Raw genomic sequence first — 13,301 nt, 5'->3', positions numbered from 1 at the left:
TACTGACGTCAGGTTATTCGATGAAACGTGTTTCTCAACTGACCGCGCTGGCCCTGCTCTGCGGCCTCGCGTCCTTTTCCTCTCTGGCGGCTGATATGCCCAACGCGATGACGCTCTCCCAGCTTCAGGCGCAGCACGGCACGCCTGTCGACACCCGCCCCAGCGCGTTCTATAACGGCTGGCCGCAAACCCTCAGCGGCCCCTCCGGGCATGAACCCGCCGCACTCAACCTGGCTGCCGCCTGGCTGGGCGCAATGAGCGACGAGCAGATTGCGAGCTGGGCAAAACAGCATCAGCTTACGCCTGCAACCGCCATCGCCCTCTACGGCGACGAGAACGATAACCTGGCGGTGAAATCCCGCCTGGAGAAAGCCGGATACCGCCACGTCTCGCTGCTCAGCGACGCGCTGCAGACGCCCGGCCGCCTTCAGCGCCTGCCTCACTTTGAACAGCTGGTTTACCCGCAGTGGATCCACCGCCTCCAGCAGGGTAAACCCGTGACCGCCGCGCCGGCGGGTGACTGGAAAGTGATTGAAGCCGCCTGGGGCGCACCGAAGTTTTACCTGCTGAACCACATTCCCGGCGCGGGCTACATCGACACCAACGAGGTGGAGAGCGAGCCGCTGTGGAATAAAGTCTCCGACGACAAGCTGAAAGCGATGCTGGCGAAGCACGGGATCCGTCACGACACCACCGTCATTTTGTATGGCCGTGACGTTTACGCCGCCGCGCGCGTGGCACAGATCATGCTGTATGCCGGCGTGAAGGATGTGCGTATTCTCGACGGCGGCTGGAAGGCGTGGTCGGATGCTGGCCTCCCGGTTGAGCGCGGCACGCCCGCGAAAGTGACGCCAGCCCCCGATTTTGGCGCGCCGATCCCCGGCCAGCCGCAGCTGATGGTTGATATGGAACAGGCGCGGGGGATGCTGCACCGTAAGGATGCCTCCCTGGTCAGCATTCGTTCGTGGCCGGAGTTCATCGGCGAAACCAGCGGCTACAGCTACATCAAGCCAAAAGGTGAAATAGCCGGTGCCCGCTGGGGTCATGCGGGCAGCGACGCGACCCATATGGAAGATTTCCATAACCCGGATGGCACCATGCGCAGCGCGGACGATATCGCCGCCCAGTGGAAGCGCTGGAATATTCTGCCGGAACAGCACGTCGCGTTTTACTGCGGCACCGGGTGGCGGGCGTCAGAAACCTTTATGTACGCCCGGGTGATGGGCTGGAAGAATGTCGCCGTCTATGACGGCGGCTGGTACGAATGGAGCAGTCACCCGCAGAACCCGGTCACCACCGGAGAGCGCGGGCCAGAGAGCGCTCTCTAACGGGTGAGTGACTTCAGCGTTACATAGCCGCTCCAGACGCGCGTTGTGGTGGTCAGCCAGCACAGCGCGCCGAATACCCACGCGAACAGCGCAAAGTGCGCCGGGAACAGGCAGCACAGCACGAACAGCGCGATGGTCTCCGTCCCTTCCGTTAACCCACCGATGTAATAAAACGACTTGTGCGCATAGCCGGGGTTGTCGATATTGTGCTTTGCGGCCAGGGCCGCAAACGCCAGAAAGCTGCTGCCGGTACCGATAAACGCAAACAGCAGCCAGGCGGCCGCGAGCGCATTCTCTGCCGGAGCCGCGAGCGCAAAGCCAAACGGCACCAGGGCGTAGAACAGAAAATCGAGCGCGATGTCGAGAAATCCGCCCGCGTCGGTCAGCCCTCTCCGGCGCGCCAGCGCGCCGTCCAGACCATCCAGCAGGCGGTTAAGCACGATGGCGGCCAGCGCCGCCGGATACCAGCCGAGGGCCAGAAACGGCAGCGCCAGCACGCCGAAGACAAACCCGGTCAGGGTCAATCCGTCGGGCGTGATGCCCGGCTTATCCAGCACGGAAACCAGACGATTCAGAACGGGCTTTACCCGCGGATGAAGATGACGGTCAAGCATGAGGAGTCTCGTTAAACGTGGCGCACAGCCCCTGCGCCGGAATATCCAGCGCGGCATTAAAGCGGGCGGAGAGATTCTGAAACGCAATCAGCGCCGTCATCTCGGTGATGGCATCATCCGTGAAGTGGCGTTTCAGCGCCGTTCTGACTGACTCATCCGCCCGGGGCGGCGTGGCGGTCATCGCCTCGGCGTAGGCCAGCGCCACGCGCTCTTGCTCGGTAAACAAGGCGGAATCCTGCCAGTCGCTCACGGCCTGAACCTTATCCAGCGCGCCGCAGCGCTCGGCCAGCCGCAGGCTGTTGGCATCAATACAGAAAGCGCAGTGACAGAGCTGGGATACCCGCGTCATGAGCAGCGAACGCAGCGCGGGCGTCAGGCGCGCGTGACGACGCTCCAGAAAGCCGACAAACAGCGCCACCAGCCAGAACAGACGCGGCATGCGCCCCCACCAGCGGGTGGGATTCAGCACCGCGCCAAAGTGCTTTTTCTGCATGGCGGCAATCGGTTTTAGGCTGGCGGGAAGGGATTCGAGGGGGGCAACCCAGGCGGTGGACTCTTTCACCTCATTCTCCTGTTTACTGGACTCTGAGAAAGGGCACGATAATATGTCTTTTTTCGCTATCAATTATTGACGACCATGCTGAAAACACTCGATGTCGTTGCCGCCATCATCGAAAAAGACGGCAACATTTTACTGGCGCAGCGCCCTGCCCACGCCGACCAGCCGGGAATGTGGGAATTTGCAGGCGGTAAAGTCGAGGCCGGAGAAACCCAGCCAGAAGCGCTTATCCGCGAGCTGCGTGAAGAGTTGGGCATTGACGCCCTGCCGGGGCAATACGTGGCAAGCCACCAGCGGGAAGTCTCGCAGCGGTTGATTAACCTGCATGCCTGGCACGTTCCTGCTTTTCGCGGCGAGCTCACGGCGCACTACCACAGCGCGCTCGCGTGGTGTACGCCGGAAGAGGCGTTTGGCTACGCCTTAGCCCCCGCGGATATTCCGCTGCTGGAAGCCTTTATTGTTTTACGCGACGCCAGACCAGCGGGTTCGTGCTGATGGCGCGCTCGTCGCGCTGGCACTGCAGCAGAATGCCGTCCGCTTTCACAACGGCCCCTTCCGAGTAGTTCTGATTCTGATAGATACAGCACTGATTACAGGGCTGCACCGTTTGATTCTGGCCGCTGGAGCTAAACACTTCCGGCGGCACATTCACTTCCACGTCCGGGAGAATGGGATTGGCCTGCACGCCTGCGGTAAAGATCAGACATAACGCGGTGAATAGATAACGTTTCATAGACACATCTTCCAGTAGTTCCTTGATAATGACTATAACGGTAAACCAGAGCCGAACCTTTAATTTATCTCTTCATCGCTTTTCGTTATGACGCCCACCCTCTCATTAATTTCCCTTTCGTCATAAATTTCTGCTTGCCTCACAAAGCGGTACGGGTGGTATAGTCAAAAAAACAACACAAATCGCATAAGTAATAAACATAAAATACGATAAGAGGTTCTTATATCTATGGATCAGACACGCTCTCTGGAAAGTTTCCTTGCCCATGTTCAGCAGCGCGACCCGCACCAAAGCGAGTTCGCGCAGGCCGTGCGTGAAGTTATGACCACCCTGTGGCCCTTCCTTGAACAAAACCCGCGTTATCGCCAGATGTCTCTGCTTGAACGCCTTGTCGAGCCAGAGCGCGTGATCCAGTTCCGCGTGACGTGGGTTGACGATCGCAACCAGGTACAGGTTAACCGCGCGTGGCGCGTTCAGTTTAACTCGGCCATTGGCCCGTTTAAGGGCGGCATGCGTTTTCATCCGTCCGTGAACCTGTCGATTCTGAAATTCCTCGGCTTCGAGCAGACCTTTAAAAACGCCCTCACCACGCTACCGATGGGCGGCGGGAAAGGCGGCAGCGATTTCGACCCGAAAGGCAAAAGCGAAGGCGAAGTCATGCGCTTCTGCCAGGCGCTGATGACCGAACTCTACCGTCACCTCGGCCCGGATACCGACGTTCCTGCAGGTGATATCGGCGTGGGCGGACGTGAAGTGGGCTTTATGGCCGGGATGATGAAAAAGCTCTCCAACAACAACGCCTGCGTCTTTACCGGCAAGGGTCTGTCGTTTGGCGGCAGCCTGATCCGCCCGGAAGCGACAGGATACGGCCTGGTTTACTTCACCGAGGCGATGCTCAAGCGTCACGGTTTAGGCTTTGAAGGCATGCGCGTCGCGGTGTCCGGCTCCGGTAACGTGGCGCAGTATGCGATTGAGAAAGCGATGCAGTTTGGCGCTCGCGTGGTGACCGCCTCTGACTCCAGCGGCACGGTGGTGGATGAAGCGGGCTTCACGGCAGAGAAGCTGGCGCGCCTGTGTGAAATCAAAGCCAGCCGCGACGGTCGCGTGGCGGATTATGCCCGGGAGCTTGGCCTGACCTACCTGGAAGGGAAACAGCCGTGGGGCGTGCCGGTGGATATCGCCCTGCCGTGCGCCACGCAGAACGAGCTGGATGCAGACGCCGCGCGTACCCTGATTAGCAACGGCGTAAAAGCGGTGGCCGAAGGGGCGAATATGCCGACCACCATCGACGCGACGGATCTGTTCCTGGAAGCGGGCGTGCTGTTTGCGCCGGGCAAGGCCGCTAACGCGGGCGGCGTGGCGACCTCCGGCCTCGAGATGGCGCAAAACGCCGCGCGTCTCGGCTGGAAGGCGGAGAAAGTGGATGCGCGCCTGCACCACATCATGCTGGATATTCACCATGCCTGCGTGGAGTACGGCGGCGAGGCGTCGCAAACCAACTACGTGCGCGGGGCGAATATCGCCGGATTCGTGAAGGTGGCGGATGCGATGATTGGTCAGGGCGTGATTTAAGGTTTATCGCGTGCGGCCGGATGCCCTCACCCCGGCCCTCTCCCACAGGGAGAGGGAGAAAACCGGGCGTATCAGGCCGCGCTCTTTTTCTTCTTGAACGGTTTCTTCGCGCCGCCACCGGGCGCAACCATCCCTCTGAACGTTTTCACCGGCGTGCTGCGCGCCTGATCGATCAGCTGATAAAGCGTCCCGACCAGCGGCTGCATAAAGTCCTGATAGCGGCACTGCTTCTCGCTGATCTGCGTCAGCACCGATTCCCAGTGCGCGGTCATGTCCGGCCTCGCGGCCAGCTCCGGCAGAGAATGAATCAGCGCCCGGCCCGGTTCCGTTGAGTGGATGTAGCGTCCCTTTTTCTCCAGGAAGCCGCGCTTAAAGAGCAGCTCGATGATCCCCGCTCGCGTCGCTTCCGTCCCCAGACCGTCGGTGGCGCGCAGGATCTTCTTCAGATCTTTATCCTGCACAAACCGGGCGATCCCGGTCATCGCCGACAGCAGCGTCGCATCGGTGAAATGGCGCGGCGGCTGGGTCTGACGTTCAACCACTTCGCCCTTCTCGCACAGCAGTTCGTCATCTTTAGCGACCACCGGCAGCGGCGTGCCGTCGTTCTCTTCGTCGCGCTCTTTATTCCCCAGCAGCGTGCGCCAGCCTGCTTCCGCGAGGAAACGCGCTTTGGCGATAAACTTGCCTTTGGCAATCTCAAGCTCAATCACGCACTTACGGAATACCGCGTCCGGGCAGAACTGCATCAGGTACTGACGGGCGATCAGGTTATAGACCTTCGCTTCGTTCTCGGTCAGGTTGACGTTGCTGGCGCGCGCCGTCGGGATAATCGCGTGGTGAGCATCGACTTTTTTGTCGTCCCAGCAGCGGTTATGGGTGTCAGGGTTTACCGCCGGCTGCGGGAGCAGATCCGGCGCGTGGACGCTGATGGCGTTCATCACCGAGTGGCGACCGGCAAAGTGCTCTTCCGGCAGATAGCGACTATCCGAACGCGGATAGGTGATGAGCTTGTGGGTTTCATAGAGCTTCTGGCAGATGTCCAGCACGTTCTGCGCGCTGAGGCCAAACTTTTTGGCCGCCTCAATCTGAAGTGCAGAAAGCGAGAACGGCAGCGGCGCGGGTTCTGATTCCCGTTTATCGTTATAGCTGGTAACGATAGCCGGCTTGCCGGTAATGCGGTTAACCACGTGATCCGCCAGCGGACGATGGAGCAGTCGCCCCTCTTCATCCTGATACGATTCACAGGCATCGCTAGGCTGCCAGACGGCGGTAAAGCGTTCGTCTTTAGGCGTGACGATATGCGCTTTCACCTCAAAGAAATCTTTGGCGACGAAGTTCTCAATCTCTTCGTCACGACGCACGACCAGCCCCAGCACCGGCGTCTGCACGCGCCCCACGGAAAGCACGCCCTGATAGCCCGCGTTGCGCCCGAGGATGGTGTAGGCGCGGGTCATGTTGATGCCGTACAGCCAGTCGGCGCGTGCGCGGGCTAATGCCGAGACGCACAGCGGGATAAACTCGCTGTTGGCGCGCAGGCGCGAAATCGCCCGCTCGACGGCCTGCGGGTTGAGGTCGTTTATCAGGCAGCGCTGTACCTGCTGGCGCTTTTCCGGCGCCAGCTCAAGATAGTCCAGCACCTCATCCACCAGCAGCTGCCCTTCCCTGTCCGGGTCACCCGCGTGCACGATTTCAGCGGCGTCATGCAGGAAGCGCTTAATCACGTTGAGCTGTTTGGTGACCGAAGGTCGGGGCTGCAGGCGCCATTTTTCCGGCACGATGGGCAGATCGTTTAAATTCCAGCGGGCGTAGCGGCTGTCGTAGACATCCGGCTGCGCCTGCTCAAGCAGGTGACCAATACACCAGGTGACCACCTGCCCGTTACCGCATTCGATAAAGCCGTCGCCCTTGCGATGCGGTTTAGGCAGCACATCGGCAATGGCACGGGCCAGGCTCGGCTTTTCGGCAATAAACAACCGCATCGAATTAACGGATCTCAATCATCGGACGACCGCCGCGCGCGGTCACCAGCTCGCCGATCGCCGTCAGGGTGATGCCGAACTCGGCGGCAGTGGCCTGAACCTCGGCTTCGGATTCCGGCGTGACCGCCAGCAGCAGGCCGCCGGAGGTTTGCGGATCGCACAGCAGGCTGCGCCACTCCTCAGGCATTTCGCCCATCAGGTGACCGTAGCTGGCGAAGTTGCGCTGGGTACCGCCCGGGACCGCGCCCTGAGCAATATACTCCTCCACGCCCGGCAGCTTCGGCACGTCCTGATACCAGACCTGCGCCTGCACGCCCGCGCCCTGACACACTTCAGAGAGGTGCCCCAGCAGGCCAAAACCGGTGACGTCGGTCATCGCCTTCACGCCGTCGATATTGGCAAACGCCGCACCGGCGAGGTTCATCTGGCACATGACTTCCGTTGCCAGGCCTTTGTGCTCCGGTTTCAGCAGGGATTTTTTCTCGGCGGTGGTCAGCACGCCAATGCCCAGCGGCTTGGTGAGGAACAGTTTGCAGCCCGCCTGCGCGGTGCTGTTGCGCTTTACGCGTTCGGTCGGCACTACGCCGGTAACGGCCAGGCCAAAGATAGGCTCCGGCGCATCAATAGAGTGACCGCCGGCCAGGGCAATCCCCGCCTGCTGGCAGGCAAAACGTCCGCCATCAATCACCTCACGGGCCACTTCCGGCGGGATGGTGTTGATCGGCCAGCCCAGAATGGCAATCGCCATGATCGGCTTACCGCCCATCGCGAAGATATCGCTGATGGCGTTGGTGGCCGCAATTCGCCCGAAGTCGAACGGGTTATCGACAATCGGCATAAAGAAGTCGGTAGTACTGATAATGCTGGTGCCGTTACCTAAGTCATAAACTGCAGCATCGTCACGCGTTTCATTGCCGACAAGCAGGTTCGGGTCGACAAACTTCGCCTGTTCACTGTGCAGGATGGTCTCCAGCACTTTCGGGGAAATTTTACAACCGCAACCGGCTCCGTGGCTGTACTGCGTTAAACGAATGGTTTGCTCGCTCATGGACGTCTCCTGTCATCTCAATCGCGCTATGGTAGCGCTCATTCCATAAAGAGGTAAGTATGACTGTCTGAATTCTGCGGCAGATGCTCAGAATCCAGACAGTTTAGGTGCGTTATCAGAAATGGCTGACGAAAGGCGTGGTGTCCGGAATGCTGATGGTGCTGGAGGCTTTAAGCTGCGGGGTGCCGAGATAGAGGAAGCCGACAATTTTGTCATGCTCACCGCAGCCAAAACCGTCACGGACCGCCGGGCTTTCGGTCAGCGCACCGGTACGCCAGATACCGTTAAAGCCCTGCGCGACGGCGGCCATTTGCATCGCCATGACCGCACAGCCTGCGGACATTTCCTGTTCCCAGACCGGCACCTTATGGTCAGCCTGGCATTTCGCCACGACGGCGATAATCATCGGGGCGCGGAACGGGGCATTGCGCGCCTTGTCGATACCTTTCTCATCCTGACCGGCGGCAACCGCGCCCTGCTCCAGCAGCTGACTGAAACGATCGAGGCCTTCGCCTTCAATCACAAAGAAGTGCCACGGCTGCAGCGTGCCGTGATCGGGGGCACGCATGCCGGCACGCAGAATGTTCTCCAGCTGCTCGCCTGCCGGGGCAGGTTCGGCCAGACGGGAAGCGCTACGGCGGTTAACAAGCAGTTCGAGTGCGTCCATTGGTTAACTCCTTTCTTGAAATTTACTCACAAAATTAACACGACGGCAGATTTTGTTACAGCCTGGCAGGCGATTCCTGCTGACAAGTGGCGGTTGGGTCATTACGATAACCCAACATTACCGTCCAGTGGCGACGGAAACAGTCATTTTCTGGTTAGGGAGAATACATGCGAACCCTTTGGCGAATCATTGCCGGTTTCTTTAAATGGACGTGGCGACTGCTCAACTTCGTCCGCTACCTGGTGATGAACATTTTCTTCATCCTGCTGGTTCTGGTTTGCGCGGGCATCTGGATGCATATCAGCAACGCGAATCAGGCGCAGCATTCGACTCGCGGGGCCCTGTTACTCGATATCACCGGCGTTATCGTTGATAAACCGTCCGCCAGCAACCGTCTGGGGGCAATCAGCCGCCAGCTGTTTGGCGCGACATCAGACCGTCTGCAGGAAAACTCCCTGTTCGATATCGTCGATACCATCCGCCAGGCCAAAGACGACCGGAACATCACCGGGATCGTGCTGGATCTGAAAGATTTTGCCGGAGGCGATCAGCCTTCAATGCAGTACATCGGTAAAGCGCTGCGCGAATTCCGCGACAGCGGCAAGCCGGTGATTGCCGTGGGCGACAGCTACAGCCAGGGGCAATATTATCTGGCGAGCTTCGCCAATAAGATCTGGCTCTCCCCGCAGGGCACGGTCGATCTGCACGGGTTTGCCACCAACGGCCTGTACTACAAATCCCTGCTCGACAAGCTGAAGGTCACCACCCACGTCTTCCGCGTCGGCACGTACAAATCCGCCGTCGAGCCGTTTATCCGCGACGATATGTCCCCTGCCGCCCGCGAAGCGGACAGCCGCTGGATTGGCGAGCTGTGGCAGAACTATCTCGGCACCGTTGCCGCTAACCGTCAGATTACGCCTGAGCAGGCATTCCCTGGCGCACAGGGCGTGCTCGAAGGCCTGCGTAAGGTTGACGGTGATACCGCAAAATATGCGCTCGATAACAAACTGGTTGATGCCCTGGGCACCAGCGCCGAGATTGAAAAATCCCTGAGCAAGCAGTTTGGCTGGAGCAAAGAGGATAAAAATTACAGCGCCATCAGCATGTATGATTACTCTACGAAAAAGCCGGATGACAGCGGTGACAGCGTAGCGGTGGTCTTTGCCAACGGCGCCATCATGGACGGCCAGGAGACTCCGGGGAACGTGGGCGGCGATACTACCGCGTCACAAATCCGCGATGCTCGTCTGGATCCGAAAGTTAAAGCGATTGTCCTGCGGGTGAACAGCCCTGGCGGCAGCGTCAGCGCCTCCGAGGTGATCCGCGCTGAACTTGCCGCGGCGCGTGCCGCCGGCAAGCCGGTGGTTGTATCAATGGGCGGAATGGCCGCCTCCGGGGGTTACTGGATCTCAACGCCAGCCAACTACATCGTGGCCAACCCGAGCACGCTGACCGGTTCGATTGGCATCTTCGGGGTGATCAACACCGTGGAAAACAGCCTGGATTCTCTGGGCGTGCATACCGATGGCGTGGCCACCTCTCCGCTGGCGGATGTGTCGGTGACCAAATCCCTGCCGCCGGAAGTCTCTGAGATGATGCAGCTCAGCATTGAGAACGGCTATAAGCGCTTTATCACCCTGGTGGCGGACTCGCGTAAAAAGACGCCTGAGCAGATCGACCAGATCGCACAGGGACACGTCTGGACCGGCCAGGATGCGAAGAGCAACGGTCTGGTGGACAGCCTGGGCGACTTCGATGACGCCGTGAAGAAAGCCGCCGAGCTGGCTAAGCTCAAGCAGTGGCATATCGAGTATTACCAGGACGAGCCGTCGTTCTTCGATATGGTCATGGACAGCATGTCCGGCTCGGTACGCGCCATGCTGCCGGAGGCGATGCAGGCTTACCTGCCTGCGCCGGTCGCCGCGGCAGCGAAAGCGATGAAGGCGGAAAGCGACAAGCTCGCGGCCTTTAACGATCCACAGAGTCGTTACGCGTTTTGCCTGACCTGCGCTAACGTCCGTTAAAAACCGTCCCCTCTTCCCGCGAAGAGGGGATTTTTTTCTTTTGAAGAACAAGAACTCACTACCATGCAGAAGAAATCGATTTATGTAGCCTACACTGGCGGTACCATCGGTATGCAGCGCTCTGAAAACGGCTATATCCCTGTCTCCGGCCACCTTCAGCGTCAGCTTGCGCTGATGCCAGAATTCCACCGTCCGGAGATGCCTGACTTCACCATCCACGAATACGAGCCGCTGATGGACTCCTCCGACATGACGCCGGAAGACTGGCAGCATATCGCGGATGACATTAAAGCCCATTACGACCAGTACGACGGCTTTGTGATCCTGCACGGCACCGACACCATGGCGTTTACCGCCTCGGCGCTCTCCTTCATGCTGGAGAACCTGAGCAAGCCGGTTATCGTCACCGGGTCGCAAATCCCGCTGGCGGAGCTGCGCTCGGACGGGCAGATCAACCTGCTGAACTCCCTGTACGTGGCGGCGAATTACCCGATCAACGAAGTGTCGCTGTTCTTCAATAACCGTCTGTATCGCGGCAACCGTACCACCAAAGCCCATGCTGACGGTTTTGACGCCTTCGCCTCCCCTAACCTGCAGCCGCTGCTGGAGGCCGGGATTCATATCCGTCGTCTGGGCACGCCGCCTGCGCCGAACACCGCCGGCGAGCTGATCGTGCATCCGATAACTCCGCAACCGATTGGCGTGGTCACTATCTACCCGGGTATCTCCGCCGACGTGGTGCGTAACTTCCTGCGCCAGCCGGTGAAAGCGCTGATTTTGCGCTCCTATGGCGTCGGCAACGCGCCGCAGAACGGCGAATTCCTGAAAGAGCTTCAGGAAGCCAGCGAGCGCGGAATTGTGGTCGTGAACCTGACCCAGTGTATGTCCGGAAAGGTCAACATGGGCGGCTATGCCACCGGCAACGCGCTGGCACATGCGGGGGTTATCAGCGGCTTCGATATGACCGTTGAGGCAACGCTGACTAAACTTCACTATTTACTGAGTCAGGATCTGGACATTCAGTCCATTCGCAGCGCGATGATGCAAAACCTGCGCGGCGAGCTGACCCCGGACGAATAAGGAGTGCTCATGAAGCAACGCGCCCTGCTACTGGTCGATTTGCAAAATGATTTCTGCGCGGGCGGTGCGCTGGCCGTCGCCGAAGGTGACAGCACCGTTGACGTGGCAAACACGCTGATTGACTGGTGCAAAGCCCGCGGTGAAGCGGTTGTCGCAAGCCAGGACTGGCACCCGGCGAACCACGGCAGCTTTGCCAGCCAGCACGACGTCGAGCCTTTCACTCAGGGGGAACTCGACGGGCTGGCGCAAACCTTCTGGCCGGATCACTGCGTACAGCAGACGGAAGGCGCGGAGCTGCATCCGCTCCTGAACCAGAAAGCCATCGACGCGGTGTTCCATAAAGGTGAAAACCCGGCTATCGACAGCTATAGCGCGTTTTTTGATAACGGGCATCGCCAGAAAACGGCGCTGGACGCGTGGTTACGCCACCATGAAATCACGGAGCTGATCGTGCTGGGCCTGGCGACGGATTACTGCGTGAAGTTTACCGTGCTGGACGCGCTCCAGTTGGGGTATACCGTCAGCGTCATCACCGACGGCTGCCGCGGGGTAAACATTCACCCGCAGGACAGTGCTCAGGCGTTTATGGATATGGCTGCGGAAGGCGCAACGCTGTATACGCTCGAAGACTGGCTGGAAACGCAGGCGTAGTCTTTTACGCCCTCTCCCTGTGGGAGAGGGTATCAACCTGCACCGTTATTGCATTTTCATCGTCGCAATCGGCTTCGGCGTGATGCCAAAGTCTTCTTTCAGCTCGCGCTTGCTCTTCATGACCATCTGGCCTTTGGTGTCGATCGTCATGTGCTGCGCGTCGGTGTTATTGCGCGCCTGCCACAGCATCACCAGCTGCAAACTGTTCTCTTTTTGCTCCGGCGTCAGCGCAACGCCGTCGGGCCATTTTCCCAGTTCTACGGCGGTCACCAGACGCTGATAAATCTCCGGCGTCATGCCGCTAATCATGTCATCAATATTCACTCTCGCGCCCTTTCAAAGGAATAATTTGCTGAATCGTTTTTTCAACCCTTAATCTGATCACCGTTTTCATCATCGGTGAAGCTCATTGAGGCTGAATTTACGCAAAAACGCTCGCCCGTAGGCTGGGGGCCATCCGGGAAGACGTGCCCAAGGTGCGCATCGCAGTTGCCGCAGCGAATTTCCGTACGCACCATGCCGTGCGACGAGTCGGTCAGGTAGCGGATGGCCTCATCGCTCACCGGCTCGTAGAAACTCGGCCAGCCGCAGCCAGAATCAAATTTCGTTTGTGAATTGAACAGAGGCGCATCGCAGACCAGGCAGTGGTAGACGCCGTCTCGCTTGTTGTGCAGTAAACGCCCGGTGAACGGCGGTTCCGTTCCGTGATTCTGCGTCACGTAAAACTGCATTTCTGTGAGGTTTTTTTTCAAATCGTCAGGGTTACGTTGGTTCGACATATGCTTACATCTCGCTGTAGAAACAGACATCTTTCACCCCGGATTCTAACAAAACATTAACACCCTTGCGTGCACTTTTGATCTAAACTTATGTGTCGCGAATAAGCGGTCAGGCAATTGTGATCACGTTCACATTTTTATCCTGAGAGGACTTTAAAATCCCGGCTCAGCCCCCATATGGGTGCAAGCTCAAAGGGAAAGTGAGGCGAGTCAGTCGCACAAACGTTAGTCACAGGATTGATTTGTCGCAATGATTGACACGATTCC

Annotated in this window: 14 protein-coding genes; 6 read left to right on the top strand and 8 right to left on the bottom strand. The window is 59.0% G+C overall.

Annotated elements, in window-relative coordinates; translation table 11 throughout:
- Window positions 1-20: 20 nt before the first annotated feature.
- On the top strand, window positions 21-1,328 hold the full coding sequence (locus LBF07_RS20675; protein ID WP_094935573.1) for a sulfurtransferase: 1,308 nt from the start codon (window positions 21-23) through the stop codon (window positions 1,326-1,328).
- Here the strand turns inward: LBF07_RS20675 and LBF07_RS20670 are convergent.
- Both LBF07_RS20670 and LBF07_RS20665 read right to left on the bottom strand, forming a co-directional pair.
- Window positions 1,325-1,942, bottom strand: coding sequence for a CDP-alcohol phosphatidyltransferase family protein (locus tag LBF07_RS20670; protein ID WP_094935572.1), 618 nt, complete (start codon window positions 1,940-1,942; stop codon window positions 1,325-1,327). The two genes, LBF07_RS20675 and LBF07_RS20670, sit on opposite strands and share 4 nt — an antisense overlap.
- A complete protein-coding gene (locus LBF07_RS20665; protein ID WP_094935571.1) occupies window positions 1,935-2,504 on the bottom strand; it encodes a carboxymuconolactone decarboxylase family protein in 570 nt (189 codons plus the stop codon). The genes LBF07_RS20670 and LBF07_RS20665 overlap by 8 nt, the downstream gene beginning before the upstream one ends.
- Window positions 2,505-2,579: 75 nt before the next feature.
- Here LBF07_RS20665 and LBF07_RS20660 point away from each other — a divergent pair, with 75 nt between their 5' ends.
- Window positions 2,580-2,996, top strand: a complete 417-nt coding sequence (locus LBF07_RS20660; RefSeq protein WP_032657918.1) for a pyrimidine (deoxy)nucleoside triphosphate diphosphatase — start codon at window positions 2,580-2,582, stop codon at window positions 2,994-2,996.
- On the opposite strand, the gene LBF07_RS20655 is transcribed toward LBF07_RS20660, so the two are convergent.
- A complete protein-coding gene (locus LBF07_RS20655; RefSeq protein ID WP_087822393.1) occupies window positions 2,956-3,234 on the bottom strand; it encodes a DUF1496 domain-containing protein in 279 nt (92 codons plus the stop codon). The two genes, LBF07_RS20660 and LBF07_RS20655, sit on opposite strands and share 41 nt — an antisense overlap.
- Window positions 3,235-3,462: 228 nt before the next feature.
- On the opposite strand from LBF07_RS20655, the gene gdhA reads away from it, so the two are divergent.
- Window positions 3,463-4,806 carry an NADP-specific glutamate dehydrogenase gene (gdhA, locus tag LBF07_RS20650; RefSeq protein ID WP_112778374.1) on the top strand — a complete coding sequence of 448 codons (1,344 nt, stop codon included), beginning with the start codon at window positions 3,463-3,465 and terminating at the stop codon, window positions 4,804-4,806.
- 71 nt (window positions 4,807-4,877) lie between these two features.
- On the opposite strand, the gene LBF07_RS20645 is transcribed toward gdhA, so the two are convergent.
- The 3 genes from LBF07_RS20645 to LBF07_RS20635 all read right to left on the bottom strand — a co-directional run bounded on the left by LBF07_RS20645 (window position 4,878) and on the right by LBF07_RS20635 (window position 8,500).
- A complete protein-coding gene (locus LBF07_RS20645) occupies window positions 4,878-6,785 on the bottom strand; it encodes a DNA topoisomerase III (protein ID WP_094935569.1) in 1,908 nt (635 codons plus the stop codon).
- Between the two features lie 4 nt (window positions 6,786-6,789).
- On the bottom strand, window positions 6,790-7,833 hold the full coding sequence (gene selD, locus LBF07_RS20640) for a selenide, water dikinase SelD (RefSeq protein ID WP_039262032.1): 1,044 nt from the start codon (window positions 7,831-7,833) through the stop codon (window positions 6,790-6,792).
- Window positions 7,834-7,948: 115 nt separating this feature from the next.
- The gene (locus LBF07_RS20635; protein WP_094935568.1) at window positions 7,949-8,500 is read right to left on the bottom strand and encodes an NAD(P)H nitroreductase; all 552 of its coding nucleotides are present in this window, start codon (window positions 8,498-8,500) and stop codon (window positions 7,949-7,951) included.
- 167 nt (window positions 8,501-8,667) lie between these two features.
- Between LBF07_RS20635 and sppA the strand changes: the two genes are divergently transcribed.
- The 3 genes from sppA to pncA all read left to right on the top strand — a co-directional run bounded on the left by sppA (window position 8,668) and on the right by pncA (window position 12,255).
- Window positions 8,668-10,524, top strand: coding sequence for a signal peptide peptidase SppA (gene sppA, locus LBF07_RS20630; protein ID WP_094935567.1), 1,857 nt, complete (start codon window positions 8,668-8,670; stop codon window positions 10,522-10,524).
- 63 nt (window positions 10,525-10,587) lie between these two features.
- Window positions 10,588-11,604, top strand: coding sequence for an asparaginase (ansA, locus tag LBF07_RS20625; RefSeq protein WP_008500705.1), 1,017 nt, complete (start codon window positions 10,588-10,590; stop codon window positions 11,602-11,604).
- 9 nt (window positions 11,605-11,613) lie between these two features.
- Window positions 11,614-12,255: a bifunctional nicotinamidase/pyrazinamidase gene (gene pncA, locus LBF07_RS20620; RefSeq protein ID WP_058840806.1), complete on the top strand. Its 642-nt coding sequence runs from the start codon at window positions 11,614-11,616 to the stop codon at window positions 12,253-12,255.
- A gap of 45 nt (window positions 12,256-12,300) precedes the next feature.
- On the opposite strand, the gene LBF07_RS20615 is transcribed toward pncA, so the two are convergent.
- Both LBF07_RS20615 and msrB read right to left on the bottom strand, forming a co-directional pair.
- Window positions 12,301-12,564: a YeaC family protein gene (locus tag LBF07_RS20615; protein ID WP_196238666.1), complete on the bottom strand. Its 264-nt coding sequence runs from the start codon at window positions 12,562-12,564 to the stop codon at window positions 12,301-12,303.
- Between the two features lie 56 nt (window positions 12,565-12,620).
- Complete coding sequence (msrB, locus tag LBF07_RS20610) at window positions 12,621-13,034, bottom strand: peptide-methionine (R)-S-oxide reductase MsrB (protein WP_008500710.1); 414 nt, start codon at window positions 13,032-13,034, stop codon at window positions 12,621-12,623.
- Window positions 13,035-13,301 lie beyond the last annotated feature (267 nt).

Source organism: Enterobacter cloacae complex sp. ECL352, assembly GCF_020149545.1.
In the GTDB taxonomy this organism is placed as follows: Bacteria; Pseudomonadota; Gammaproteobacteria; order Enterobacterales; family Enterobacteriaceae; genus Enterobacter; species Enterobacter asburiae_B.
Note: the sequence above shows the minus strand (reverse complement) of the source record. Positions and strands in the feature narration are given on the sequence as shown.

What these genes read in the sequence shown, in the direction of transcription:
- LBF07_RS20635 (WP_094935568.1), bottom strand. Translation starts at nt 8,500, where the DNA reads ATGGACGCACTCGAACTGCTTGTTAACCGCCGTAGCGCTTCCCGTCTG.
- ansA (WP_008500705.1), top strand. Translation starts at nt 10,588, where the DNA reads ATGCAGAAGAAATCGATTTATGTAGCCTACACTGGCGGTACCATCGGT.
- LBF07_RS20670 (WP_094935572.1), bottom strand. Translation starts at nt 1,942, where the DNA reads ATGCTTGACCGTCATCTTCATCCGCGGGTAAAGCCCGTTCTGAATCGT.
- selD (WP_039262032.1), bottom strand. Translation starts at nt 7,833, where the DNA reads ATGAGCGAGCAAACCATTCGTTTAACGCAGTACAGCCACGGAGCCGGT.
- pncA (WP_058840806.1), top strand. Translation starts at nt 11,614, where the DNA reads ATGAAGCAACGCGCCCTGCTACTGGTCGATTTGCAAAATGATTTCTGC.
- LBF07_RS20655 (WP_087822393.1), bottom strand. Translation starts at nt 3,234, where the DNA reads ATGAAACGTTATCTATTCACCGCGTTATGTCTGATCTTTACCGCAGGC.
- LBF07_RS20675 (WP_094935573.1), top strand. Translation starts at nt 21, where the DNA reads ATGAAACGTGTTTCTCAACTGACCGCGCTGGCCCTGCTCTGCGGCCTC.
- LBF07_RS20660 (WP_032657918.1), top strand. Translation starts at nt 2,580, where the DNA reads ATGCTGAAAACACTCGATGTCGTTGCCGCCATCATCGAAAAAGACGGC.
- msrB (WP_008500710.1), bottom strand. Translation starts at nt 13,034, where the DNA reads ATGTCGAACCAACGTAACCCTGACGATTTGAAAAAAAACCTCACAGAA.
- sppA (WP_094935567.1), top strand. Translation starts at nt 8,668, where the DNA reads ATGCGAACCCTTTGGCGAATCATTGCCGGTTTCTTTAAATGGACGTGG.
- LBF07_RS20615 (WP_196238666.1), bottom strand. Translation starts at nt 12,564, where the DNA reads ATGATTAGCGGCATGACGCCGGAGATTTATCAGCGTCTGGTGACCGCC.
- gdhA (WP_112778374.1), top strand. Translation starts at nt 3,463, where the DNA reads ATGGATCAGACACGCTCTCTGGAAAGTTTCCTTGCCCATGTTCAGCAG.
- LBF07_RS20645 (WP_094935569.1), bottom strand. Translation starts at nt 6,785, where the DNA reads ATGCGGTTGTTTATTGCCGAAAAGCCGAGCCTGGCCCGTGCCATTGCC.